Origin of the sequence: Nocardioides mangrovi, assembly GCF_020073815.1 — a bacterium.
Lineage (GTDB): Bacteria > Actinomycetota > Actinomycetes > Propionibacteriales > Nocardioidaceae > Nocardioides > Nocardioides mangrovi.
In genome coordinates, this window is sequence record NZ_JAIQZJ010000017.1 from 18,450 (window position 1) to 43,104 (window position 24,655).

The 24,655-nt window shown below is 71.0% G+C and carries 29 protein-coding genes and 1 tRNA gene; 19 read left to right on the forward strand and 11 right to left on the reverse strand.

From position 1 onward, the window contains the following. The first annotated feature begins 107 nt into the window (after positions 1-107). The 15 genes from K8U61_RS21435 (at position 108) to K8U61_RS21505 (ending at position 11,093) form a co-directional block, all read left to right on the forward strand. The gene (locus K8U61_RS21435) at positions 108-992 is read left to right on the forward strand and encodes a ParA family protein (protein ID WP_443680436.1); all 885 of its coding nucleotides are present in this window, start codon (positions 108-110) and stop codon (positions 990-992) included. Then, complete coding sequence (locus tag K8U61_RS21440; protein WP_224125106.1) at positions 977-1,324, forward strand: hypothetical protein; 348 nt, start codon at positions 977-979, stop codon at positions 1,322-1,324. The genes K8U61_RS21435 and K8U61_RS21440 overlap by 16 nt, the downstream gene beginning before the upstream one ends. Continuing rightward, positions 1,321-2,301 carry a segregation and condensation protein A gene (locus K8U61_RS21445; protein ID WP_224125107.1) on the forward strand — a complete coding sequence of 327 codons (981 nt, stop codon included), beginning with the start codon at positions 1,321-1,323 and terminating at the stop codon, positions 2,299-2,301. The genes K8U61_RS21440 and K8U61_RS21445 overlap by 4 nt, the downstream gene beginning before the upstream one ends. Beyond that, on the forward strand, positions 2,282-2,998 hold the full coding sequence (scpB, locus tag K8U61_RS21450) for an SMC-Scp complex subunit ScpB (RefSeq protein WP_224125108.1): 717 nt from the start codon (positions 2,282-2,284) through the stop codon (positions 2,996-2,998). The genes K8U61_RS21445 and scpB overlap by 20 nt, the downstream gene beginning before the upstream one ends. Further along, positions 2,995-3,750 (forward strand): pseudouridine synthase, encoded by a 756-nt coding sequence (locus K8U61_RS21455; RefSeq protein WP_224125109.1) that lies wholly within the window; start codon positions 2,995-2,997, stop codon positions 3,748-3,750. Before scpB ends, K8U61_RS21455 begins: the two co-directional genes overlap by 4 nt. Before the next feature lie 126 nt (positions 3,751-3,876). After that, positions 3,877-4,662: a helix-turn-helix domain-containing protein gene (locus K8U61_RS21460; protein ID WP_224125110.1), complete on the forward strand. Its 786-nt coding sequence runs from the start codon at positions 3,877-3,879 to the stop codon at positions 4,660-4,662. Positions 4,663-4,666: 4 nt separating this feature from the next. Further along, positions 4,667-5,059, forward strand: a complete 393-nt coding sequence (locus K8U61_RS21465; RefSeq protein WP_224125111.1) for a VOC family protein — start codon at positions 4,667-4,669, stop codon at positions 5,057-5,059. Between the two features lie 43 nt (positions 5,060-5,102). Beyond that, complete coding sequence (gene aroH / locus K8U61_RS21470) at positions 5,103-5,489, forward strand: chorismate mutase (protein ID WP_224125112.1); 387 nt, start codon at positions 5,103-5,105, stop codon at positions 5,487-5,489. After that, positions 5,482-6,546, forward strand: coding sequence for a prephenate dehydrogenase (locus K8U61_RS21475; protein ID WP_224125113.1), 1,065 nt, complete (start codon positions 5,482-5,484; stop codon positions 6,544-6,546). The genes aroH and K8U61_RS21475 overlap by 8 nt, the downstream gene beginning before the upstream one ends. 11 nt (positions 6,547-6,557) lie before the next feature. Then, positions 6,558-7,259, forward strand: coding sequence for a (d)CMP kinase (gene cmk, locus K8U61_RS21480; RefSeq protein WP_224125114.1), 702 nt, complete (start codon positions 6,558-6,560; stop codon positions 7,257-7,259). After that, the gene (locus K8U61_RS21485; protein WP_224125115.1) at positions 7,256-8,014 is read left to right on the forward strand and encodes a lysophospholipid acyltransferase family protein; all 759 of its coding nucleotides are present in this window, start codon (positions 7,256-7,258) and stop codon (positions 8,012-8,014) included. The genes cmk and K8U61_RS21485 overlap by 4 nt, the downstream gene beginning before the upstream one ends. Continuing rightward, the gene (gene der / locus K8U61_RS21490; RefSeq protein WP_224125116.1) at positions 8,011-9,387 is read left to right on the forward strand and encodes a ribosome biogenesis GTPase Der; all 1,377 of its coding nucleotides are present in this window, start codon (positions 8,011-8,013) and stop codon (positions 9,385-9,387) included. The genes K8U61_RS21485 and der overlap by 4 nt, the downstream gene beginning before the upstream one ends. Then, positions 9,384-10,352 (forward strand): hypothetical protein, encoded by a 969-nt coding sequence (locus K8U61_RS21495; protein WP_224125117.1) that lies wholly within the window; start codon positions 9,384-9,386, stop codon positions 10,350-10,352. The genes der and K8U61_RS21495 overlap by 4 nt, the downstream gene beginning before the upstream one ends. 38 nt (positions 10,353-10,390) lie before the next feature. Beyond that, a complete protein-coding gene (locus tag K8U61_RS21500; RefSeq protein WP_224125118.1) occupies positions 10,391-10,939 on the forward strand; it encodes a DinB family protein in 549 nt (182 codons plus the stop codon). An 80-nt stretch (positions 10,940-11,019) separates the two neighbouring features. After that, positions 11,020-11,093 (forward strand) — tRNA-Pro (locus K8U61_RS21505). Positions 11,094-11,151: 58 nt separating this feature from the next. Here K8U61_RS21505 and K8U61_RS21510 read toward each other — a convergent pair. Beyond that, complete coding sequence (locus K8U61_RS21510) at positions 11,152-12,351, reverse strand: IS481 family transposase (RefSeq protein ID WP_224125119.1); 1,200 nt, start codon at positions 12,349-12,351, stop codon at positions 11,152-11,154. A gap of 487 nt (positions 12,352-12,838) precedes the next feature. Here K8U61_RS21510 and K8U61_RS21515 point away from each other — a divergent pair, with 487 nt between their 5' ends. The 3 genes from K8U61_RS21515 to K8U61_RS21525 are packed head-to-tail and all read left to right on the forward strand — an operon-like array spanning position 12,839 to position 16,484. Continuing rightward, positions 12,839-13,357 carry a 2Fe-2S iron-sulfur cluster-binding protein gene (locus tag K8U61_RS21515; RefSeq protein ID WP_224125120.1) on the forward strand — a complete coding sequence of 173 codons (519 nt, stop codon included), beginning with the start codon at positions 12,839-12,841 and terminating at the stop codon, positions 13,355-13,357. Further along, positions 13,354-14,364 carry an FAD binding domain-containing protein gene (locus tag K8U61_RS21520; RefSeq protein ID WP_224125121.1) on the forward strand — a complete coding sequence of 337 codons (1,011 nt, stop codon included), beginning with the start codon at positions 13,354-13,356 and terminating at the stop codon, positions 14,362-14,364. The genes K8U61_RS21515 and K8U61_RS21520 overlap by 4 nt, the downstream gene beginning before the upstream one ends. Continuing rightward, entirely contained in the window at positions 14,361-16,484 is a 2,124-nt protein-coding gene (locus K8U61_RS21525; RefSeq protein WP_224125122.1) for a xanthine dehydrogenase family protein molybdopterin-binding subunit, read from the forward strand. The genes K8U61_RS21520 and K8U61_RS21525 overlap by 4 nt, the downstream gene beginning before the upstream one ends. A gap of 50 nt (positions 16,485-16,534) precedes the next feature. Here K8U61_RS21525 and K8U61_RS21530 read toward each other — a convergent pair whose 3' ends face one another. After that, positions 16,535-17,227: a LuxR family transcriptional regulator gene (locus K8U61_RS21530; RefSeq protein ID WP_224125123.1), complete on the reverse strand. Its 693-nt coding sequence runs from the start codon at positions 17,225-17,227 to the stop codon at positions 16,535-16,537. A gap of 253 nt (positions 17,228-17,480) precedes the next feature. Then, entirely contained in the window at positions 17,481-17,762 is a 282-nt protein-coding gene (locus K8U61_RS21535) for a MerR family transcriptional regulator (protein ID WP_224125124.1), read from the reverse strand. Positions 17,763-17,885: 123 nt separating this feature from the next. Between K8U61_RS21535 and K8U61_RS21540 the strand changes: the two genes are divergently transcribed. Then, a complete protein-coding gene (locus K8U61_RS21540) occupies positions 17,886-18,326 on the forward strand; it encodes an Hsp20/alpha crystallin family protein (protein WP_224125125.1) in 441 nt (146 codons plus the stop codon). A gap of 135 nt (positions 18,327-18,461) precedes the next feature. Here K8U61_RS21540 and K8U61_RS21545 read toward each other — a convergent pair whose 3' ends face one another. From K8U61_RS21545 to K8U61_RS21580, 8 genes are all read right to left on the reverse strand, one after another. After that, positions 18,462-19,766, reverse strand: a complete 1,305-nt coding sequence (locus tag K8U61_RS21545; protein WP_224125126.1) for a cation:proton antiporter — start codon at positions 19,764-19,766, stop codon at positions 18,462-18,464. Then, positions 19,763-20,215: an SRPBCC family protein gene (locus tag K8U61_RS21550; RefSeq protein WP_224125127.1), complete on the reverse strand. Its 453-nt coding sequence runs from the start codon at positions 20,213-20,215 to the stop codon at positions 19,763-19,765. The genes K8U61_RS21545 and K8U61_RS21550 overlap by 4 nt, the downstream gene beginning before the upstream one ends. Positions 20,216-20,315: 100 nt before the next feature. Continuing rightward, the gene (locus tag K8U61_RS21555; RefSeq protein ID WP_224125128.1) at positions 20,316-20,582 is read right to left on the reverse strand and encodes a hypothetical protein; all 267 of its coding nucleotides are present in this window, start codon (positions 20,580-20,582) and stop codon (positions 20,316-20,318) included. 238 nt (positions 20,583-20,820) lie between these two features. Then, on the reverse strand, positions 20,821-21,432 hold the full coding sequence (locus K8U61_RS21560) for a flavodoxin family protein (RefSeq protein ID WP_224125129.1): 612 nt from the start codon (positions 21,430-21,432) through the stop codon (positions 20,821-20,823). Positions 21,433-21,541: 109 nt separating this feature from the next. Beyond that, positions 21,542-22,054, reverse strand: coding sequence for a hemerythrin domain-containing protein (locus tag K8U61_RS21565; protein WP_224125130.1), 513 nt, complete (start codon positions 22,052-22,054; stop codon positions 21,542-21,544). 79 nt (positions 22,055-22,133) lie between these two features. Beyond that, entirely contained in the window at positions 22,134-23,288 is a 1,155-nt protein-coding gene (locus K8U61_RS21570; RefSeq protein WP_224125131.1) for a permease, read from the reverse strand. After that, positions 23,285-23,575 (reverse strand): hypothetical protein, encoded by a 291-nt coding sequence (locus K8U61_RS21575; RefSeq protein WP_224125132.1) that lies wholly within the window; start codon positions 23,573-23,575, stop codon positions 23,285-23,287. Before K8U61_RS21575 ends, K8U61_RS21570 begins: the two co-directional genes overlap by 4 nt. Before the next feature lie 26 nt (positions 23,576-23,601). Further along, positions 23,602-24,648 carry an SDR family oxidoreductase gene (locus K8U61_RS21580; RefSeq protein ID WP_224125133.1) on the reverse strand — a complete coding sequence of 349 codons (1,047 nt, stop codon included), beginning with the start codon at positions 24,646-24,648 and terminating at the stop codon, positions 23,602-23,604. Between the last annotated feature and the right edge of the window lie 7 nt (positions 24,649-24,655).

Here is a 24,655-nt window from a genome sequence, read left to right on the forward strand (position 1 = left end):
CCACGGGGAGCGCCGCCGGTGCGATGCCGTCGCTCGTCACCGCGCCCCACCCTTCCCCTGCTCCGTCCCCCGCTTCCCCACCTTCCCCTGATCTCGGAGACCCGCCTGTGGCCGACGCCCTCCCCTTCGAGCGCCCCGGAGGGTCCGAGCAGAAGCTCGGCCCGACCGGCCGCCCGATGCCCGACCTCCCCGAGCCGCGCCAGCTGACCCAGCACGGCCACGCGCGGGTCATCTCGATGTGCAACCAGAAGGGCGGCGTCGGCAAGACCACCACGACGATCAACCTAGGCGCGTCGCTGGCGGAGTACGGCCGCAAGGTCCTGCTCGTCGACTTCGACCCCCAGGGCTCGCTCTCGGTCGGCCTCGGTCTCAACCCGCACGAGATGGAGCTGACGATCTACAACCTCCTCATGGACCGCGAGACGCGGCTCGACGAGGTCGTCGTCCCCACCGGCGTGCCAGGCATGGACCTGCTGCCCTCCAACATCGACCTCTCGGCCGCCGAGGTGCAGCTGGTCCACGAGGTCGCCCGCGAGCAGACGCTGCAGCGGGTGCTCGCTCCGGCGATCGAGCAGTACGACGTGATCCTCATCGACTGCCAGCCGTCCCTCGGCCTGCTGACCGTCAACGCGCTCACCGCCTCCGACGGCGTGATCGTGCCGCTGGAGTGCGAGTACTTCGCGCTGCGCGGCGTGGCGCTGCTCAAGACGACCATCGACAAGGTGCGGGAGCGGCTCAACCCCAAGCTGTCGATCGACGGCGTGCTCGGCACCATGTACGACGGCCGCACGCTGCACAGCCGCGAGGTCATGGAGCGGCTCGTGCAGGCCTGGGGAGACACGGTCTTCCACACCGTCATCCGGCGCACCGTGAAGTTCTCCGACTCGACGGTCGCGGGTGAGCCGATCACGACGTACGCCTCGAGCTCGACCGGCGCCGACTCCTACCGCCAGCTCGCCAAGGAGGTGCTCGCCCGGTGGCCCGACGGGTGAGTCTTCCGGCAGCCGACGACCTCTTCCGCCCGACCGCGCCCCCCGACGAGGGCGCCGCCGGCGCGTCGGAGCAGACAGCTGAGCCGACCGCCGACGCGGCGACGGGCCCGAAGAAGCCCAGCGGCCGGGTCCGGCACGACGAGAAGATGACGGTCTACGTCACCTCCGACGAGCTGCTCGACCTCGAGCACGCCCGACTGCTGCTGCGTCGCAGCCACGGCCTCGCCGTGGACCGCGGGCGACTGGTGCGCGAGGCGATCGCCCTGGTGCTGGCCGACTTCGAGGCGAACGGCGACGCCAGCGCCCTGGTCCGACGGTTGACCGAGGAATGACCGCGGACCTGGATGCCGGCGCCGTCGACCAGACGGCGGGGGAGACCACGCCCGGCTTCGAGGTGCGGCTGGACAACTTCGAGGGTCCCTTCGACCTGCTGCTCAACCTGATCGCCAAGCACAAGCTCGACATCACCGAGGTGTCGCTGTCGAAGGTGACCGTCGAGTTCATCGCGCACGTCAAGGCGATGGGCGCGGTGTGGGACCTCGAGCAGACGACGTCGTTCCTGCTCGTCGCCTCGACCCTGCTCGACCTGAAGGCGGCGCGGCTGCTCCCGCAGGGCGACGTCGAGGACGAGGAGGACCTCGCGCTGCTCGAGGCCCGCGACCTGCTCTTCGCGCGGCTGCTGCAGTACAAGGCGTTCAAGCAGGTGGCGGGCGTGCTCGAGCAGCGGCTCGCGGCCGAGTCGCGGCGCCACCCGCGCGCGGTCGGCCTGGAGGAGCGCTTCGCCGGACTGCTGCCGGAGGTGCTGATCGGCATCGGCCTCGACCAGTTCGCGCAGCTGGCGGCCAAGGCGCTCGAGCCGAAGCCGGTGCTGGAGCTGACCCTCCACCACATCCATGCCGCCAAGGTGAGCGTCCGGGAGCAGGCCGCGATCGTCGTCGACCGGCTGCGGCGCAGCGGCACGATGACCTTCCGGGCCCTGTGCGGCGACTCGCCGGACAAGCTGACGACGGTCGCGCGCTTCCTGTCGCTGCTCGAGCTCTTCCGCGAGGGCGCGGTCGGCTTCGAGCAGGTGACGCCGCTCGGCGAGCTGACCGTGCGGTGGACCGGCGACGACGACGCCGACGTGGACGACCTGATCACCGACGAGTTCGACGGCGCGCCGCCCGAGCCGGAGGCCGCGGCAGAGCCGGAGGCCGAGCAAGCAGAGCCAGCAGAGCCAGCAGAGCCAGCAGAGCCAGCAGAGCCAGCAGAGCCAGCAGAGCCAGCAGAGCCAGCAGAGGGAGTGGACGATGACCGAGACGACGACTGAGGACCAGGAGACCCTCGCCGTACCCGTCGCGGAGCTGCGGCCGTCGCTCGAGGCGCTGCTCATGGTGGCCGACCAGCCGCTGGAGACCGTGACGCTCGCGACCGCCGTGGGCTACCCGGTCGACGAGGTGACGCTGGCCCTGGACGGGCTGGCGGCCGAGTACACCGAGCAGGGGCGCGGCTTCGAGCTGCGCAACGTCGGCGGCGGGTGGCGCTACTACACCCGCGACGAGTACGCCGCGGTCGTCGAGGGCTACGTGCTCGACGGGCAGCAGGCCCGGCTGACGCAGGCCGCGCTGGAGACGCTCGCGGTGGTCGCCTACAAGCAGCCGGTCTCGCGCGCCCGCGTCTCCGCGATCCGCGGGGTCAACGTCGACGGCGTGATGCGCACGCTGCTGACCCGCGGCCTGGTCGAGGAGGTCGGCCAGGACCACGAGACCGGTGCCAACCTCTACGCGACGACCGGCTACTTCCTCGAGCGGATCGGCGTCACCTCCCTCGACGAGCTGCCCGAGCTCGCGCCGTACCTCCCCGACATGGAGGACCTCGAGGACGAGCTGGCCGAGATGGTGGCGCCCGCGCCGGTCGCGACCGAGTCCACGACCGAGTCCGCGCCCGAGGACGAACCGCCGCACGTTCCCCACTCGCCGCACTCCGGTGACGGCACCGAGCCCGACGGCGGGACCGAGCCCACGTGAGCGGTGCTGACATCGAGACCGACGACGACGGACTGATCCGGCTGCAGAAGCTGCTCGCCCAGTCCGGGGTCGCCTCGCGCCGCAAGTGCGAGGAGCTGATGCTCGACGGGCTGGTCGAGGTCGACGGCGAGGTCGTCACCCGGCTCGGCACCAAGGTCGACCCGCGCACCGCGGTGATCAAGGTCGACGGCAAGCGGCTGCCGCCGATCTCGGAGAAGGTCTACCTGGTCCTCAACAAGCCCCGCGGGGTCGTGTCGACGATGTCGGACCCCGAGGGGCGCAAGACCCTGTCCGACGTCGTGGCCGACCGCCCCGAGCGGCTCTTCCACGTCGGCCGCCTCGACACCGACACGTCCGGGCTGCTGCTGCTCACCAACGACGGCGACTTCGCCCAGCGGATGGCGCACCCGTCGTACGAGGTGGACAAGACGTACGTCGCCGAGGTCGAGGGCGAGGTCTACCGCAACGTCGTCAAGCGGCTGCTCGAGGGCGTGACGCTCGAGGACGGCCCGGTGACGGTGAAGAAGGCCCGCGTGGTCGAGGCGTCCGCGACCAAGTCGATCGTCGAGCTCACCATCCACGAGGGGCGCAACCGGATCGTGCGGCGCCTGCTCGACCACGTCGGTCACCCGGTCAAGCGGCTGACGCGCACCGCCATCGGCCCGGTCGTCCTCGGCCGGCTCCCCGTCGGCCAGCTGCGCGACCTCACCCGCGAGGAGCTCGGCGAGCTGCTGGAGGCGGCGCAGCTCTGACCTGCTGGGCTTCGGGAGTTTCGAGGCTCAGGCGTGCGACGCCTTCGCACCTCAACCACCGACGTCGGTGGTTGAGGTGCGAGGAGCGTCAGGGACGAGCCTCGAAACCACCGCTACCGTGAGCGGGTGGCCACGATCCACCCCGCGCTGGCGCCGTACGTCGCGTCGCTGACGGCGTACGACGTCGACCTCGGCGCGCCGGGGGTGCACCGCGGGCTGCCGTCGCCGGAGCTGACGTTCGTGCTGCCCGTGGGGGAGCCGCTGGACGTGGGGTGGCGCGGCGCGCCCGCGAGCCGGGCTCGGCGCTGGTCGACGGTGTCGGGGCTGCACGCCGGGCCAGCGGAGATCCACCACGACGGGCACCAGGCCGGCGTCCAGCTCGGGCTCACGACGGCGGGGGCGCGGGCGCTGTTCGGCGTACCAGCGGCCACCCTGGCCGGGGAGCTGGTCGAGCTCGACGACGTCGCGCCCGCGCTGCGGCTGCTGCCCGAGGCGCTCGCGGAGGCGACGCCGGAGCGGTGGGAGTCGCTGGTCCAGGAGGCGCTGCTCCTCCGGCTGGCCGAGGTCCGGACGGCACCAGCCGTCGGCCAGGCACTGGCCCGGCTCACTCGCGGCGCGCGGGTCCAGGACGTGGCGGACGAGGTCGGCTACAGCCGACGTCACCTCGCGACGGTGGTGCGCCGCGAGTGCGGGCTGACCCCGCAGGAGCTGCGCCGGGTCGGACGCTTCTCCCGCTCCCGGACGGTGCTCGGGCGGATGCCGCTGGTCGAGGTCGCGCAGCGGTGCGGGTACGCCGACCAGGCCCACCTCACGCGCGAGTGGGTCGCGCTGGCCGGTTGCCCGCCGACCACGTGGCTGCGTGAGGAGTTCCCGTTCCTTCAAGACGTCGGCGACGACGGAGCAGCAGGGTGAGCACATGAGCGACGCAGCAGAGATCCGCCTCTGGCACACCATGTCCGTGCGCGACGCCGACCCGATGATCGCCTGGCTGAGCGCGATCGGGTTCGTCGAGCACGCGACCTACCGTGACGAGTCCGACCCGACCGTGGTCGTCCACGCGGAGTGGATCTGGCCGGGCGGCGGCGGGCTGATGTTCGGCAGCGAGCGCGAGGACGGCGCCGTCAGCAACACCGGCCGGTCGGCGGCGTACCTCGTCACCGACGAGCCCGACGCCGTCTTCGACCGCGCGGTCGCCGCGGGCGCGACGGTCCTCCGCCCGATGCGCGACGAGGACTACGGCGGGCGAGGCGGCAGCGTCGAGGACCCGGAGGGCAACCACTGGTCCTTCGGGAGCTACCAGCCCTCGTGAGACTGCTCTCCGGCCGCCGCGCGGGGCTCGATAGCCTGACCGCGTGGCAGTGAGGGCAGTACGAGGAGCGACGCAGCTCGACGAGGACGTCCGCGAGCACATGCTCGACCGGGTCGCGGAGATGGTGACCGACGTGATGTCGGCCAACGGCCTCGACGTCGACGACTTCATCTCGGTGATCTTCACCGCGACCTCGGACCTGCACTCGGAGTTCCCGGCGTACGCCGCCCGCCAGCTCGGCTTCGGCGAGGTGCCGCTGATCTGCGCCCGTGAGCTCGAGATCGAGGGCTCGATGCCGCGGGTGGTGCGGATGATGGCGCACGTCGAGACCGACCTGCCGAAGTCCGACATCACCCACGTCTACCTCCACGGCGCGGCCGCGCTGCGCCGCGACCTCACCCGGGTGCGCGCGGTCCCCGACGATGAGTGACCGCCTGACCGGTCCCGTCGAGGTCATCGGCACCGGCCTGCTCGGCACCTCGGTCGCCCTGGCCTGTCGCCGCGCGGGGCTCGACGTGCTGCTCACCGACGTGTCCGCCGAGCACGTGCGCACCGCCTCCGCCCTGGGCGCCGGGCGGGCCCGCGCGGCCGAGGACCGGCCGCAGCTCGTCGTGGTCGCCGTACCGCCCGACCACCTGGGCGTCACGATCGCCCGCGCGCTCGACGACGGCGACGCCGTCGTCACCGACGTCGGCAGCGTCAAGGCCGGGCCGTACGCCGCGGTCGCGGCCCACCCCGGCGCGTCCCGCTACGTCGGCGGGCACCCGATGGCCGGCAGCGAGCGGTCCGGTCCGTTGGCCGCCTCGGCCGACCTCTTCGAGGGCCGCCCGTGGGCGGTCGTCCCGCACCCCGGCTCGCACCCGGACGCCGTGGCGCTGGTCGAGCAGCTCGTCGCCATCTGCGCCGCCGTGGCGGTGCGGCTGACCCCGGAGGACCACGACCGGGCGGTGGCCCGCACCTCCCACGTCCCGCACCTGCTGGCCTCCCTGGCCGCCGGCCGCCTGGCCGACGCGCCGGCCGACCACCTGCGGCTCTCCGGCCAGGGTGTCCGCGACGTCACCCGGGTCGCCGCCGGCAGCCCCGAGCTCTACGGGCAGATCGTCGCGGCCAACGCCGACGCGGTGCTCGGCCTGCTCGGCGAGGTCCGCGGCGAGCTGGACGCCCTCATCGCCGCGATCGCGGCCGCGGACGGTGGCGCGCTGGCGTCGCTCCTCGAGCAGGGCGTGGCCGGCACCCGGGCGATCCCGGGCAAGCACGGCGGCCCGGTGCGGCCCACGGCGACCGTCTTCGTCTCGGTGCCCGACGAGCCCGGAGTGCTCGCCCGGCTCTTCGCTGCAGCGGGCGAGGCCGGCGTCAACATCGAGGACGTGCGCATCGACCACGACCTCGGTCGGGCCGTCGGCCTGGTCGAGCTCCTGGTCGAGGAGGGGCGTGACGAGCACCTCCGGGAGTCGCTGGAATCCCGGGGTTGGGCGACTCACCGGTAGGCTGCGGGCCCGTGAGCAGCTCCTCCCGACCGCACCTGTCCGGCCTCGTCGTCGCCATCGACGGCACCTCCGGGTCGGGCAAGTCGAGCACCTCGCGCGGTGCGGCCGACCGGCTGGGGCTGCGCTACCTCGACACCGGGGCGATGTTCCGGGCGATGACCTGGTGGCTGCTCGACCAGGGCGTGGACGTCCACGACCCCGCCGCGGTCGCCGCGCGCTGCGCTGAGCCGCAGATCGTGAGCGGCACCGACCCGCTCGCTCCGACGATCACGGTCGACGGCACCGACGTGGGCGTGGCGATCCGCAGCGACGCCGTCAACGCCGCCGTGTCGCCGGTCAGCGCGGTGCCCGAGGTCCGGGCCCGGCTCCTCGACCTCCAGCGCGCCGTCATCGCAGCTGAGACCGCGGAGGGCGGGATCGTCGTCGAGGGTCGCGACATCGGCTCCGTGGTCGCGCCGGACGCGCCGGTCAAGCTCTACCTCAGCGCCGACCCCGGCGCCCGGGCCGCCCGCCGCGCCGCCGAGCAGGGCGGCGCCGACGTCGCCGCGACCCGCGAGTCGCTCCTGGCTCGCGACCAGATCGACTCCGGCCGCGCCACCGCGCCGCTCGTGATGGCCGACGGCGCCGTCCACATCGACACCACGGCCTACACCCTCGACGAGGTCATCGGCCAGGTGGTCGCGCTGGTGGAGGACGCCGAGGCACGCACATGAGCCCCGTGCACCTCGACCCACCGCGGAGCGACCAGGTCAAGGCCGCCCCGCGCTACCTGCTCTACTCGCCGCTGCGCCCGCTCGCCCGCTGGCTCATCCGGCGTCGGTACGCCGTGCGCGTGACCGACCCGGGCAACGTGCCCGCTTCCGGCCCGATCATCTACGCCTCCAACCACGTCGGCGTGATCGACGGGCCGCTGCTGGCGATCTTCGCGCCCCGGCCCGCCCACGCGCTGACCAAGATCGAGATGTTCAGGGGCTTCCTCGGCCGCTTCCTGTGGCACTCCGGCCAGATCCCGCTCGACCGCTTCCACACCGACCCGTACGCCGTGAAGGTGTGCCTGCGAGCGTTGCGCGACGGCCGAGCGATCGGGATCTACCCCGAGGGCTCGCGCGGCCCCGGCGACCTCGAGCGCTTCCACCGCGGCGCGGCCTACCTCGCCCTGGTCAGCGGCGCGCCCGTCGTACCGGTGACGATGCTCGGGAGTCGGGAGCCCGGCGGCACGAGCGGGTCGCTCCCGCGCCGCGGCGCCGCCATCGACATGGTCTTCGGGGAGATGTGGCGGGCCGAGCCGGTGCCCTGGCCGCGGACCCGGGAACAAGTCGAGAAGGCCTCGTTGTTCCTCCGTGAGCACATGCTGGTCCAGCTGGACCGGGCGCGCGCGTCGACCGGGAGAGAGCTCCCTGGTCCGCTGCCGCCGACCGACGTAGATCCAGACCCCGCCACCGGGGTCACCGATGAAGGAGCACCATGACCGAGCACGACCCCGCCGACGCGCCGACCGACGGGTTCGGTGACGAGTCGCTCGGCCCGGTCCCGGTGCTGGCGGTCGTCGGCCGCCCCAACGTCGGCAAGTCCACGCTGGTCAACCGGATCATCGGCCGCCGCGAGGCCGTCGTCGAGGACGTCCCGGGCGTGACCCGCGACCGGGTCTCCTACGACGCCAACTGGAACGGCCGCGCCTTCACCGTCGTCGACACCGGCGGCTGGGACCCCGACGCCCGCGGGATGGCCGCCTCCATCGCCGCCCAGGCCGAGATCGCCGTGACCCTCGCGGACGCCGTGCTCTTCGTGGTCGACGCGACCGTGGGGATCACCGACCACGACGAGGCGGTCGTGAAGATCCTCCGCTCCTCCGGCAAGCCGGTCGTGCTCGCCGCCAACAAGGTCGACGACCACCGCACCGAGGCCGAGGCCTACGCGCTGTGGAACCTCGGTCTCGGCGAGCCCTTCCCGGTCTCCGCGCTGCACGGCCGCGGCTCGGGCGACATGCTCGACGCCGTCCTCGCCGCGCTGCCGGACACCCCACCCGAGACCATCGGCGAAGAGGTCGGGGGACCCCGCAGGATCGCGATCGTCGGCAAGCCCAACGTCGGCAAGTCCTCCCTGCTCAACAAGCTCGCGGGCGAGGACCGCGTCGTCGTCGACAACGTCGCCGGCACCACGGTCGACCCGGTCGACGAGCTGATCGAGCTCGGCGGCCGCACCTGGCGCTTCATCGACACCGCCGGCCTCCGCAAGCGGGTCAAGGAGGCGTCGGGTCACGAGTACTACGCCTCGCTGCGTACGTCGACCGCGATCGACCGCGCCGAGGTCGCCGTGCTCGTACTCAACGCCGACGAGACGATCTCCGAGCAGGACGTCCGGATCCTCCAGACCGTCCGCGAGGCCGGCCGCGCCCTCGTCATCGCCTTCAACAAGTGGGACCTCGTCGACGAGGAGCGCCGCTACTACCTCGAGCGCGAGATCGAGCGCGAGCTCGTCCAGGTCCAGTGGGCGCCGAGGATCAACATCACCGCGCGCACCGGTTGGCACGTGGACCGGCTCGTCCCGGCGCTCGACAAGGCGATCGAGGGCTGGGAGACCCGGATCACCACCGGCGCGCTCAACGGCTTCCTCGGCCGGCTGGTCGCCGAGCACCCGCACCCGGTGCGCGGCGGCAAGCAGCCGAAGATCCTCTTCGGCACCCAGCCGTCCACGGCGCCGCCGACGTTCATCCTCTTCACCAGCGGCAAGCTGGACGCGTCGTACGAGCGCTTCATCGAGCGCAGGCTGCGCGAGGAGTTCGGCTTCGCCGGCACTCCGATCGTGCTGCAGCAGCGGCCGCGGGAGAAGCGCAAGCGGTGATCCGGGCGGCGCTCGCGGCCCTGGCCCTCGCCGTCACCTCGACGGTGGGTCCGGTGGCCGCGGCCGCGATCCCGGTCGGCGGCTGCCGGGTCTTCCCGGCCGACAACTGGTGGCACGCCGACGTCAGCGAGCTGCCCGTGGCCGCGCGCTCGCGGCAGTGGCTCTCCCACATGTCGACCGGCGTCGACCTGCACCCCGACTTCGGTCCGTCGTACGGCGACGGGCCGAACTACGGCATCCCGGTCACCGTCGTGAAGGCGTCACACCCGCGCGTGCGGGTGCGCTTCGACTACGCCTCGGAGAGCGACAAGGTGCGCTACCCGCTCGGCGGCGACACCCGGATCGAGGGCGGTCGCGGATCGTCGGGCGGTCGCGGATCGTCGGGCGACAAGCACGCCATCGTGGTCGACCGCGGCTCCTGCAAGCTCTACGAGACCTGGAACACCCGCGTGCGCGGCGGCCACTGGCGCGCCGGGTCCGGGGCCGTGTGGTCGCTCGGCTCGAACCACCTGCGCCCGGACGGCTGGACCTCGGCCGACGCAGCCGGGCTGCCGATCCTGCCGGGGCTGCTGCGCTGGCAGGAGGTCAGGACGGGGACGGTCGACCACGCGATCCGCTTCACCACCGACGTCACCAGCAAGCACCACCTCTGGCCGGCCCGCCACGACGCCGGGTCGCGGGCGTCGCTGCGCTACCCACCGATGGGCGCGCGCTTCCGGCTCAAGGCGGGCTACCACCCGCGCGGCTTCTCGGCGTACGCGAAGACGGTGGTGAAGGCGATGAAGACCTACGGGCTGGTGCTCGCCGACAACGGGTCGCCGTGGTTCTTCCAGGGCGAGCAGGACAAGCACTGGCCCTCGCGGTTGATCGAGGACCTCAAGCGGATCCCCGCGTCGGCGTTCGTCGCGGTCGACACCTCCTCGCTGAAGGTCTCGAACGGGTCCGCCGAAGTTCGTTCCGATTGAGGACAGAACCTGACCTCTATCGTTCCTAGGGTGGAGACATGACCACGCAGCAGACCACCCAGCAGACCACCGAGCGCGACGACATCCTCGACACCCTCCGCAAGCACCGCGGCCTCTTCCGCGTCACGGTCCAGGGCCTCTCCGACGAGCAGGCCGCTGCGACGCCGACCGCCAGCGCGCTGTGCCTGGGCGGGCTGGTCAAGCACGTGACCGCCGTCGAGAGGAACTGGGCCGAGTTCGTGGTCAACGGACCGGCCGAGCAGCCGGACATCGACTGGGCGAACGTCGACTGGTCCAACCCGCCGCCCCGGGTCGTGGAGTACCAGAACGGCTTCCGGATGGTCGACGGCGAGACCCTCGAGAGCCTGCTCGCGGCGTACGACGCGGTCGCGGCCGCCACCGACGAGCTGGTCGGGACGGTCGATCTCGAGCTGCGGCACCCGCTCCCGGAGGCCCCGTGGTTCGAGCCCGGCGCGAGCTGGTCGGCCCGGCGTACCTTCGCCCACATCGTGGCCGAGACCGCCCAGCACGCCGGCCACGCCGACATCATCCGCGAGACCATCGACGGCCAGAAGTCGATGGGCTGACGCGCGGGACCCGATTCCAGTCGAGGGCAGCTGCTGCGGTAGGGTTCACGCGGTTCGCTGCTCACGAGGCGGCGGCCGTTCGGGCTGTGGCGCAGCTTGGTAGCGCACTTGACTGGGGGTCAAGGGGTCGCAGGTTCAAATCCTGTCAGCCCGACCGTGTGATGTCTCAGGACATCGGAAACCCGGTGAACCGACAGGTTCACCGGGTTTCGTCATTTCCGGGTGGGTCCTTGGGGTGCTCCGGTGGGTTGGTAGTCGCGGTCGGGGTCGAGGATCAGCTCGCGGAGGAGCTCGCCGGTAGCGGCGTTGACGACGCGGATCTCGAGGTCCTGGATGAGCAGGATGACGTGGGTTCGGGCGTGGGTTCGGGCGTGGGTTCGACCGATGCCGATGTGGTGGAGTCGGCCGTTGTGTCGCAGGGTCACGCATCCGGATCTGTCGACGGTGTCGTGGCGGACCCGGTCGTGGGTGTCACGGGTCCGGTCGGCACCGGGCGCGGCCTTCGGGCGGGTGGTGTAGGCGGTGGCCGGGGTCGCCCGGTGCGGCAGCGATCGGTGGGGCCGGTGCTGGTTGTACTCGACGATGAAGAGGTCGAGGAGCGCCTGCAGCTCGGTGAGCGTCGTGGGCTGGTTGGCCTGGGCGCGCAGCCACTTCTTCATGGTCTGCTGGAACCTCTCGACCTTCCCGCAGGTGGTCGGGTGGTTGGGGCGGGAGTTCTTCTGGGTGATCCCGAGGCGGCGTAGCTCGTGCTCGAGCTGGGTGCGGCCACCGCGACCGCCGGCGAACCGGACGGTGTAGACCATGCCGTTGTCGGTGAGCGTCGATGCCGGGTATCCGTGCAGGTCAGCGGCAGTTCGGAACGTGGCGAGCACGATCGGGGCGGTGATCCGGGGGTGCGCGGAGATGTGCAGGGCGTAGCGGGAGTGGTCGTCGAGCCAGGTGATCAGCTCCGCGTCCTGGCCGGTGGTCAAGCGGTAGTGAGTGAAGTCGGACTGCCAGGTCTCGTTTGGTTGCTCGGCCTGGAACCGGATGTAGGAGGATCTGGGTCGCTTGGCCGGCTCGGGTGTCACGGTGCCGGCGCGGACCAGGATCCGGTTGATCGTGGCCCGTGACAGCTCGATGTCGTGTCGGTGGCGTAGGTGCCAGTCGAGGGTGTCTGCGCCGGCGTCCAGGCCAGCGTCGGTCAGCTCCTTGCGGAGCCGGACCACCAGGTCGACGGTCGGAGCCGGTGTCGCGGTCGGGCTTGTCTTGGGTGCCTTCGATCTGGGCTCGAACGCGGTGTCGCCCTCGGTGCGGTAGCGGGCGATGAGCTTGCTGACCCAGCCCTTGCTCACCCCGTACCGGCGGGCGGCCTCGGCCTGGGTGATGCCCTCGATCTCGACCGCGGTGATGACCAGCCTTGCCTTCGACACCGGACAGCATCGAGTTTCCTATGTCCTGAGCCAGCACACTGTCAGCCCGACCGAACGCAGGTGGCCAGCAATGGCCTCTGACCTGCGAGAACAGGCCCGGTGATCAACGGATCGCCGGGCCTGTTCTGGCCTCCGGGCCTCGGCTCGCAGGGAGCCGTGAGATCGGGCCGGAGGTGCACGGCCCCCGGTGGGGTCCGGCTCCTTGCTGCCGCGGGCGTTCGAGCACGGCTCGAGATCGCCGCTCTTCCGGTGAGGGCTCTGCCGCGATGCCTGACGCGCGCTGCTCGAGCCGGTCCTCGGGACGCTCTCGCGGCCGCACCAAGGAGGAGTCGCGCGACGACGTTGCCGGCCCGTGGCGCCTGAGCAGCCCGCGACCGCCACGATCTGCGCTGCTGGGGGAGTGGATATCGCGGGCCTGTGGGTACCGCCCCGCCATGACCACCATCCCTGACGGCCCCTCCGGTCGACCGAGCCGAGCGAGTTGACCATGGACGAGACCATCCGGCTGACCGTGGACGGCGCCGAGCGTACGGTCGAGGTCGATACGCGAACCACGTTGCTCGACGCCTTGCGCGAGCGCCTGGAGGTCACGGCGCCGAAGAAGGGGTGCGACCACGGTCAGTGCGGCTCCTGCACGGTGCTCCTGAACGGACGACGCCACCTGACGTGCCTGGCACTCGCGGTCGCGCACGACGGCGCCGAGATCACGACCGCCGACGGCCTGGCAGGGGGCGGCCCGAGCGCCGACCGGCTGCACCCGGTGCAGCAGGCATTCCTCGACCACGACGGATATCAGTGTGGCTACTGCACCCCGGGGCAGGTCTGCTCGGCCGTCGGCGTCCTCGACGAGGTGAAGAACGGACATCCGAGTCACGTGACCGCCGACCTCGAGGGCGATCCGGACCTCACCGACGACGAGATCCGCGAGCGGATGAGCGGCAACCTCTGCCGCTGCGGGGCCTATCCCGGCATCCTGGCTGCGGTCCGGCAGGCGGCTGGCGCATGAGGACGCTGGAGTACCTCCGACCCGCCACGCCGGCCGATGCGGTCCGCGCCGTCGCGGAGCACCCGGGGGCGCGCTACCTCGGCGGTGGCACCAACCTGGTCGACCACCTCAAGCTCGGCATCGCCGCACCCGAGCTGCTGGTGGATGTGAGCCGCCTGCCGCTCGACGAGGTCGAGACGTACGACGACGGCAGCGGTGCCGGGCTGCGGGTCGGTGCCAACGTCCGCAACAGCGACCTGGCCGCCCACCCGCTCGTACGATCGGAGCTTCCTCTGGTCGCCCGCGCGCTCCTCGCCGGGGCGTCCGGCCAGATCCGCAACCAGGCCACCACCGGCGGCAACCTGCTCCAACGCACACGCTGCGTCTACTTCCAGGACCCCACCACGCCGTGCAACAAGCGTGAGCCAGGGAGCGGGTGCTCCGCGATCGAGGGCTACGGCCGGTACAACGCGATCTTGGGTGCGAGCCCGGACTGCGTCGCCACCCACCCCTCCGACCTCGCGGTGGCTCTCGTCGCTCTCGACACTACGGTGGTGGTGCTCGGCGCCGATGGCGAGCGGCGGGTCCCGCTCGAGGAGCTCCACCGGCTCCCGGCGGACGATCCGTCTCGCGACACGAGGCTCGCACCTGAAGACCTGGTCACCGCGGTCGAGATCCCTCTCGCCGGGGCGACGAAGCTGTCGACCTACCGCAAGGTGCGCGACCGGGCGTCCTACGCCTTCGCCCTGGTCTCGGTTGCAGCCGCGCTGCACCTGACCGAGGGAATCGTCACCGACGTCCGGATCGCCTGGGGCGGCGTCGCGCACGTGCCGTGGCGCGCCCGCCGCGCCGAGGCGGCACTGATCGGGCACGCGTTGACGGAGCAGGCGATCCGAGAGGCCGTCGGCGACGAGCTGCGGCACGCGGAGACCTCGGAGCAGAACGCCTACAAGCCACCGATGCTGCGACGCACGACCGCCCACACCCTGCTGCAGCTGGCAGCGCAGTCCCGTGAGGAGTCCCGATGAGCGTCGAGCAACAGACCACGCCCGTGCGGGTCCGCAGCATCGGCACGCACCTCGACCGGGTGGACGGCGTCGCGAAGGTCACCGGCCGTGCGCCGTACGCCGTCGAGCACGGCGAGGCCGACGGCGTCGTCGACCCGCTGCACCTCTGGCTGGTGCAGTCCACCGTCGCCAAGGGGGTCGTCGTCGACGTGGACACCGAGTCCGCCCGCGACCATCCCGGCGTGATCGCGGTCCTCGACCACGCCAGTGCGCCACGCCTGGCAGAGTCTGACGACGGAGAGCTCGCGATCCTCCAGGAACCGACGGTGCACTTCCGCGGTCAGATCGTCGCGCTGGTGCTCGCGGAGACGTCCGAGGCCGCTCGCGAGGGCGCCGCGCTGGTCAACGTCTCCTACGACGTCGAGCCCCACGAGGCGGAGCTCCGCGAGGACAATGCCAGCTACCGGCCCGACTCGGTCAACCCCGACATGGAGACCGACACCGAGGAGGGCGACGTGGACGCCGCGATCGCCGCGGCCGACATCGTCGTCGAGCAGACCTACCGCACGGCGTACGAGCACAACAACCCCCTCGAGCCCCACGCCACGGTCGCGTGGTGGGACGAGGAGGACGGTCGGGAGATCCTCTCGATGTTCGACTCGAGTCAGGGAGTGCACGGTGTCGCGCAGACGCTTGCGCCGATGCTGGGTCTCGAGGTCGACCAGGTGCGGGTGCGCGCGCCGTACGTCGGCGGTGGCTTCGGCAGCAAGGGCGAGGCGCACGCACACGTGATGGCGACAGCGCTGGCGGCTCGCACCGTTCGCGGACGTCCGGTGAAGCTGGCGGTGACGCGGCAGCAGATGTTCGCGCTCACTGGCTACCGCACCGCCACGATCTCCCATGTCCGCCTGGGCGCTGGCGCGGACGGCCGCCTCGCCGCGATCGAGCACCGCGTGCAGGAGCAGAGCTCCGCGCTCAAGGAGTACGCGGAGCAGACGGCGTCGCCCACGCGGATGATGTACGCCGCGCCCCACCGTCGGACCAGCCATCGGCTGGCGCTGCTCGACGTCGCGGTTCCCTCCTGGATGCGGGCACCGGGCGAGATGCCGGGCATGTTCGCGCACGAGGTGGCGATGGACGAGCTGGCCGTCGAGTGCGGTCTCGACCCGATCGAGCTGCGCATCCGAAACGAGCCGGAGCTCGACCCGGAGACCAAGAAGCCGTTCAACAACCGCCGTCTGCTCGACTGCTTCCGGCGCGGGGCGGAGCGTTTCGGCTGGTCGTCGAGGCCGGCTCACGCACGAGCCACACAGGATGGCGACTGGTGGGTCGGCACCGGCGTCGCCTCGGCGACGTACCCGGCGATGAGGATGCCGGGCAACGCGGCCAGGGTCCGCTCGCTCGGGGCCGGCCGGTATGCCGTCGCGATCGGCAGCGTCGACATCGGCACCGGCGCCCGGACCGTCCTCACCCAGATCGCCGCGGATGCTCTCGGTGTCGAGCCGGGCGCGATCGACCTCGCCATCGCCGACACCCGCCTACCGCCCGCCTCGGTCGCCGGGGGCTCCTCCGGCACCAGCTCGTGGGGCAGCGCAGTCGTCGCTGCCGCCCAGCGCTTCCGCGCCGACCACGGTGAGCACCCCGACCCCGGGGTGGAGACCACCGCGTCGGCCGCCGACGACCCACAGGCGGATGAGCTCGCCTTCCACTCCTTCGGCTCGGTGTTCGCTGAGGCCCGAGTGCACCGTTGGACCGGTGAGATCCGGGTGCCGCGACTGCTCGGCGTCTACTCGGTGGGCCGGGTGATCAACCCGACCACCGCGCGCTCGCAGTTCATCGGCGGCTTGGTCATGGGCCTCTCGGCAGGGCTCTTCGAGGAGAGCTACCGTGACGCGCGCTTCGGCCACATGGTCACCCAGGACCTCGCGAGCTACCACGTCGCCTCGCACGCTGACGTCCTCGATATCGATGCGGAGTGGCTCGAGGAGTCCGACGAGGTCTTCACTCCGATGGGCTCGCGTGGGATCGGTGAGATCGGCATCGTCGGCACGGCCGCTGCGGTCGCGAACGCCACCTACCACGCCACGGGCATGCGGGTCCGGTCGATCCCGATCACGCCCGACCGGTTCCTCGAGTCCTGATGCTCGGTGCGTGCACGGGTGCGCCCGGCCACGCCGGCAGACGCGGCTCCTCACCCCGCCAGGGGCAGCGCTTCAGGCTCCCAGTTGCCGACGTGCGCGACCGCGACCGCTGCGATCTGGGAGCTGAGGTCGAGCTTCGCGAGGATGGACTTGACCTGGGCGCGGACGGTGGCCTCGGAGACGAACCTGCGGGTGGCGATCTCACGGACCGTGTGCCCGGCCATCAGGTGTCGGAGGACCTCGCCCTCGGTGGGGGTGAGGGTGCCGAGACGCTCCCGCCCCTGACGGGTGGCGGCCTCCTGCCGGCGATAGCGGCTGATCAGCCGGGCTCGTTCGGCGTGGGGCAGCAGGGGTTCGCCGTTGACGGCGCGCCTCACGGCAGAGACCAGCGCCGTGAGCGGGTCGGTCTTGGGCACCGCGGTGCGGGCGCCGTGCGCCAGGCATTCTCCCCAGAGTGCCTCGTCGGGACTTTCGGTGACCGCGACGACCGGCACACCTGCGCGGGCCAGCGCCTCGACGATCGTCGGCGCGTGGCAGCGCGGACCGAGGTCGGCGTTGATGACGACCACGTCCGGGCGGGCCGCGAGGATGCGCTGCACCATCCGCTCGGCGTGCCCGGGGCCGGTCAGGACCGGCAGGGCCTCGAAGCGGTAGTGCCGAAGCTCGAGCACCGCCCCGAAGCACTCGGCGAAGAGTGCGTGGCGATCGACGATCACGACCTTGACCTGATGTGAGCCGCTCATCGTTCCCCCAACGACTCTGTGCCACCCCGAGAGCGGCCTGGGGATCCCGAGGCCGCGTGTCACTGACTGAATCCGGCCCGCAGTCGAGCCGGCGAAGAGCACCTACCCTTCTGGACTCGCAACGATCGTCGCGGCGATAGGTCACGTCGGGTAGATCGTGTCGGCGGGGATACCTCAATCTGGTGAGTCCGCGGAGTCTGCTCAGGCTGAACCTCACCCCTGCGGGTGCACCGAGCGGGTGGCCCGGACGTGCTCACTCGTGGTCGAGCGCGGTTCGCCGCGGGCCGCGGGTCGAGAGCTGGCGCTCGAGGTCCCTGACCCTGTCCTCGAGCACCAGCACCCGTGCGATCCCCACGAGGTTCAAACCGTCGGCGAGGAGGTCGCGGATGCGGTGCAGCCGATCGATGTCGTCGGCGCTGTAGAGCCGATTCCCACCGGCGGTGCGGTCGGGCTCGAGGAGACCGCGGCGCTCGTAGACCCTGAGGTTCTGGATCTCCATCGACACCATCTCGGCGGCGACCGAGATGGCGAACACGCCCCGACTTCTCTCTGACATGGGGTTGATTTTGCCTCACTCGTGCGTTAGAAAAAACCTATAACGCACGTTTCAGGTACGACCCTTTGATCGGGTCGTCGGCCCGAACCAGGAGGACATGTCATGTTGCTTCGAACCACCGACCCCTTCCGGGACTTCGACCGCCTCACCCAGCAGCTGCTCGGTACCACCAACCGCCCAGCGGTGATGCCGATGGACGCCTGGCGCGAAGGTGATCGCTTCGTCATCGAGTTCGACCTGCCGGGCGTCGCCAAGGAGAGCATCGACCTCGATGTCGAGCGCAACGTGCTCACCGTTCGTGCCGAGCGCGTTCCGCGCAACGGCGACTGGGAGGCCCTCGCCTCCGAGCGGCCGAGGGGAGTGTTCAGCCGGCAGCTCGTGCTGGGCGACAACCTCGACCTCGATCGGATCGAGGCCGGGTACGCGGACGGCGTGCTGCGCCTCGTCGTGCCGGTCGCCGAGCGAGCCAAGCCGCGCAAGATCGAGATCGGCGCCGGAGCCGACGACGCGGCGTCGGACCAGCCGGCTGCGCTGAGCTCGTAGGAAGGAGCGCGAGGCTCTGGGGACGGGTCCACCCTCACGCAGCGACGGACCCCTCCCCAGAGCCAGTCGTGGCTCCGCTGGGCCGGCGGTCGGCCGTGCTCGTGGGCGCAGGCGACGAAGGCGTCGGTTTCTCTGTCAGCACCCCTCGTGCGCGCCTGAGTGGGCGCGGTCCGGATCGAGTCGCGCCATGATCGGGGTCGAGAGGACTCCGTGCACCAAGACCGAGGCGACGATGGTGAAGGAGACCGTCGACCAGAGCCAGTCCTGTCCCAGGGTCGGCGCCTCGCCGGCGGCGTGCGCCAGGTAGTACAGCGAGCCGACACCGCGGACGCCGAAGAAGGCGGTGGCCCACTGCTGGGGCCGGCTCAGCCCGTTGCCGTCGCCGTGGGTCGACCCGAAAGACACCAGCCCCACCATCACGGCCACGGGGCGGATCAGCAGGATCAGCGCGAGGCCGATCGCCACTCCTCGCCAGTCGAGCGCGTCGAGCAGGCCTCGGGTCAGGGCGATGCCGAGCACGAGGAGGACGAACAGTGTCAGCAGTCGCTCGAGACGCTCGGTGACCTGATGCATCGCGGCGTGGTAGTCGTGGGATCGCTCCGCCGACCGGAAGGTCATCGCACACGCAAAGACCGCCAGGAAGCCGTATCCGCCGAGCACCTCGGCAACTCCGTACGACGAGATCAGCGCCGCGAGCGCGAGCAGTGAGTCGCCTCGCTCCGCGACCCGGAGCGAGCGAGTCGGCGAGCGGAAGGCCAGGAGCGCGAGGGCGCGACCGACGACGATGCCGGTGACGACGCCGATCGCCACCATCCCGACGAGGTAGTAGCTCACCCAGGTGAGGGCCCACTGCGACGCGGCGCCCTCGACCGCGAGCAGGATCGCGAGGTGGACGAACGGGAAGGCAAGCCCGTCGTTGAGCCCGGCTTCCGAGGTGAGCGCGAACCGTAGCTCGTCGGACTCGTCGACCTCGAGGTCCCCGGTCTGCGGCCCGGCGACCTGGACGTCCGAGGCGAGCACGGGGTCCGTCGGTGCGAGGCAGGCGCCGAGGAGAACTGCTGCTGCGGGTGCCAGGCCCGCCAGCCAGCCGAGCAGTGCGACGGCAGCGATCGTGATCGGCATGCAGACGAGGAGAAGTCCCCACGTCGGTCCCCAGCGCCGCCAGCTGGCCGGCCGCGTGGGGGACAACGGACGGTCGAGTGCGAGTCCGACGCCCATGAGGGCCACCAGCACGACGAGCTCGGTCACGTGCTCGATGGCCGCGCGGTTGGTCTGAGGGTCGATCGGGAGGTCATCGGGGAGTGGGCTCGGCCCCACCAACATCCCCACCCCGACGAGCACCATCGGTGCCGAGACCGCCCACCGCGACAGCAGCTCGGGGAGCACGACGGCGAGCAGCAGGCAACCGCCGGCGACGAGGTAGACCAGGTCGGCGGTCACCGCCGCACAGCGTCCGCACCTCGCTCGGCGACGTAAGCCAGCCGTCGAAGCGTCTCGATGTTGCGCCACCGCAGCGGAATGTCGCGCGCCACCTTGGGCACCAAGTGCGCCGGACCGGCGACCGCGTCCTCCTCGATCACCACCCTCGTCCCGGCGTCGACGGGCTCCAGTCGGATGGTCACCTCAGCCACCCCTGTGGGTCGCGCCCGAGCGCGCAGCGTGAGGGACAAGCCGGGGGTGACATCGATGACTTCGGTCTCATCGTCCAGGAGCAGGGGCCAGCTGCCGACCGAGTGATGGAGCTTGGCGCCGACCGCTGGCCACGACTCGTCGACCTCGCGCATCCGCGACGCGCCGACGACCCATAGGGGATACAGCCAGCCATTCTCGATGACCGCCCATACGTCGCTCGGTGGCGTCGAGGGGAGCGTCCGCGCGTTGATTGCCATGTGCCGCGAGTACCCGCCCGCCGGCGGCGCAAGCAGGGGACGTGACCAGCGATCGGCGAGCGACACGGCTCAACGCGACAGCCGCGGCCGCGTGGATGGGTCAGAGGACTTCGGAATCCGCGATCGCGGTGGCGCGGTCGACGGGAGTGCTGTGCTCGCGGAGCACACCGAGCGCGACTCCTCGACCTCGGGAAGCGCGCGGCTCTGAGACCAGCTCGGTGGCAAGCCCCCGGTCGGCATCGGCGCTCGTCCTGAGGTCGGCGATGAGAGCGCTGCGCAGCTCGGTGGTGGTGACCAACCGGTGGATCATCCCAGTCCTCGAGTCGGTGCCGCTGATCGTGCTCGCCGCGACGAGCCCGGGGGTCACGAGGGAGCTCGATCGTGGTGTCGGGGGTCGCCATCAGCAGGAGTGGCGGAGTCTTGGTCCTGCTGGTCACCGAGCTGTTGGGGGCGAGTCCGGGCGGCAATCAGCTCGGCACGAGATCCTGATGGGCACCCGGGCCACGGCCGCGCGCTCCTCACCTCGCGGGTGCTGGCGGCCGTTGCCGTCGGATCGTGGGTCGCTGAGGTCGCGACCTGCGACCGTCGGGCGGGAGGCCGGAGGCTCAGGCGGTGTAGCGACTCTCCCTGAGGAGTCGTGCCAGGTGGGCGGCGTTGCGGGCGGCCGTCTTCGTCGTCTCCGCGGTCGTCTCCGGTGTCGGCTGCTTCTCGTTGTAGTCGGTGCCCTGCATCGCCTCGCCGACCCAGTAGGTGCTTGCGTTGGCGGCGAAGCTGAACCCGGTGTCGTTGAGCGCCTGCTGGACCTCTGCGACGGTGTGGTGCGCCCCGTCCTCGTTGCCGACCACGGCCACGATGGCGACCTTGCCGGCCGTGGGCATCAGGCCGTCGTCATCGGTCTCGCCGATCTCAGCGTCGAGTCGCTCCAGGGCCATCTTGCAGACCGACGCCGGTTGACCCATCCAGATGGGAGTGGCAATGACGAGGATGTCGGCGGCGAGCATCTTCTCGCGGATGGTGGGCCACTCGTCGCCGTCGCCCTCGTCGAGGGTGACTCCGAACTTCACGTCGTGATCGACGACCCTGACCAGCTCGCCACTGACCCCGTGATCGGCGAGATCCGCCAGCACCTGGCGACCGAGGAGGTCGGAGCTGGAGTCAGCCGGCGAGGGCTTGAGGGTGCAGACGAGGACGAGTGCGCTGATCTGGGTGTCGGTCATGAGCTCGCGGTGTCCTTCCGGGCCGAGTTCCATGCCTGTGGCTTCGGCGCTCGCGCGTGTTGAGGTCCGGCCTCGGGCGTCCGCATGCGCGCGGTGGCCGGCTACGGCGCTAGGAGTTGCGGTCGACGTACTCCTGCGGATCCTGATCCGGGTACTGGACGCCTTGGTAGTGCTGGGCCTTGAACGTCAAGAACTGCACGGCGATCTCATGACGGGTCTGCAGGTCGGCGTGCGCGCGGAAGTCGGCCAGGTCCTGGCGTTCCTCCTCGGCCATGTGGTCGTCGTTCGCGACCCGGGCGTCGATCACCGCATCCCACCATGGGGCGGTGCCGACGTCGTGTCGCGCCGCCGCGGCCACGGCGTCCCTGATCTCGTTGTGGTCCTTGACGGCATCCTCGGTCTCCTCGGCGACGCTGTCGGCGTCCGCCGCTCCGGTGCCGATGTGGAGCAGACGTGGGTAGAAGTACATCTCCTCGGCGGCGGCGTGGACCTCGAGCAGGTTGGCGAGCCTCTTCCACACGGCGCCGACGAGCTCGGGGTCCTCACCGCGCAGGTCATCGAGGATGGCGAACATCCGCCGTTGTTCGTGGTGCTGGAAGAGAATGTGATCGGTGATGTCCATCGATGTCCTCCTTGGTCAATCGGCGTCGGGGTCTGGTGGCCCGTTACCCGTGCCGATGGGTTGTACGCCGGCCGGGTGATCAGGACTTCTCGTCGTTGGGCGTGCCGTTCATCATGGCGAGCATCTCTCGACCGCCGGTGGCGAAGAACCGGACCACGAGGGCGATCGCGAGGACGCCGAAGGCCAGGTTGAGCCACGTGGTGTAGTTCCACGAGATCCCCGCCTCGCCCACTCGCGCGCCGCCCTGGTCGGGAACGAGTCCGAGGGCGCCGAAGAGGAGCTCGACGACGTACCCGGCGATGACCGTCGAGATGTAGAAGATGCCGAGGAGCGCCAGCATCATGCGGGTCCCGTAGTACTTCCGGTAGATCAGCAGGATCGGGACGATGATGAGGTCCGCGTAGAGGAAGGCCACGACGCCACCGAAGCTGAGTCCGCCGTTCCACAGGACCGCCGCAAGCGGAACGTTGCCGACCGAGCACACGAAGCTGAGCACCGAGATCACGGGCCCGATCAGTGGACCCCACAGCTTGGAGAGGGTGGGCTGGTCGGTGAGGAAGAGGGACTCCCAGAAGGAGTCTGGCACCCACGAGGCGACCGCGCCCGCGACGAGGAGGCCGACCGCGATGTCGCGGAGCACGGCCGCCCACTCCATCACGAAGATGTGGCTCACGGACGTGTAGCCGGGCCTGCTGAAGAGACGCCGGAACAGGCCGCCGTCGACGTCGATCGACATGTCCATGCTCGCGTGGCCCTCCATCGATCCCGCGATGCCCTTCTCCGCCTGCTCTCGGGCTGCGTCGACGAGCTTGCGACGCACGACGACACGGAAGGCCAGGGCGACGAGCACGATGATCACCGGTCCGCCCACGAACTCGGCGAGGGCGAACGGCCAGCCCAGCAGCAGCGCCAGGATGATGCCCAGCTCGAGGACGAGATTGGTGCTGGCGATCTCGAAGACCATGGCCGCGGTGAAGCTCGCGCCCTTCCTGAACAGCGATCGGGCAAGCGCGACGGCGGCGTAGGAGCACGAGGAGGACGCCGCCCCCAGCCCCGTCGCCCTGACGAGGGTCGCTGGTCGGTCGTCGCCGAGGAGCCGGCTGATCGTCTCGCGGCGCACCAGGGCTTGAACCACCGCCGAGAGCGTGAATCCGAGGATGAGGGACCACCCGATCTGCCAGGCCATGGTGCCTGACGTGGCGAGTGCATCGGCCACGGCGTGCAGGGCACTCATCGGTGCCCCTCCACCAGGTCGGCTGCGGCGATCAGGGTCGCGACCCCGGCGCTCGTCAGTGCAGCGCGACGGTGTCGCGAACTCCACGCGCCGATCGGCAGCATGCTCGCGGCGTGGATGGACTCAACGGCGGCTGCGGTACGACCGGAAGGGGCACCCGCCGTACCTTGGGCCAGATAGCGGGCACCCAGGGCGCGCGCGATCGCACGAACGACGAGGTCGGAAGCATCAGCCGCGCCGACGAGGCGGAGAACTCGAGTCGGGGCGAGGACCAGCGCCGCACCCACGGCCAACCTCGCCAGGCGCGCTGCCGTCACCGGCGTCCTCGACGACGTGCGATGAGGGTGAGGCCGGCCAGCGCGGCGATGGCGGCACCTCCGATGACCGTCGCGTGGTGCTGGGAGGCCCACACCTGCGGTGAAGAGGCGAGAGCGCGATCATCGAAGACCCCATGGGGTCCGAAGTCGCGTCCGGCGGGTCCGTCGGCCGGCTTCCACAGATTCGCCGGCTGGTCCGAGGGCTTGCGATCGCCGGTCTGCTGGGAGGAAAAGCCGGTGCGGGCCAGATAGCGGTCGAGGAGCCCGGGTGCGACCGCGTTGGCGAGCAGGGTCAGCATCGTGCTTTCGCCGACCCAGTACTCCCGACGGCGCGGATGGTCGGCGGCGAAGACCACCGCTTGCGCAGCGACCTCGGGCTGATAGATCGGCGGCACCGGTTGTGCTTGATCCGGGAGGCGGGAGAGGACCCACGAGAACTGGGGCGTGTTGACCGCCGGCATCTGCACCATCGTGGTCCGGATCCCGCTGCGATCGTGGAGGAGCTCGGTGCGCAGTGACTCGTGGAATCCCTGGAGCGCGTGCTTGGAGCCGCAGTAGGCACTCTGCAGGGGAATTCCGCGGTGGGCCAGGGTGGATCCGACCTGCACGATCGTGCCCCGGTCACGGGTTGACATCCGTCGCAGCGCGGAACGTGTGCCGTTGACGTAGCCCAGATAGTTCACTTCGGTCACGCGACGGAACTCCTCGGGCTCGATGTCGACGAAGCGGGCGAAAACCGAGGTGAAGGCGACGTTGACCCAGACGTCGATCGGCCCCAGGTCTGCTTCGATGCGCTCGGAGACCTCGTCGAGCGCTGTGGCGTCGGCGACGTCGACGGCGTAGGCCCGTGCTGTACCGCCCAGCTCCTCGACGTCGTGCCGAGCGCCGTCGAGCCCTCGTTCGCCGCGCGCGATCAGGGCGACGGTGTCACCGCGTTCGGCGAAGGCGCGGGCGGCCGCCCGCCCGATACCACCGGAGGCTCCGGTGATCGCGACCACGCGTGCGGCTCGGTCGGTGGTGTTCTCGGTGACGGTGGTCCTCATGATGACT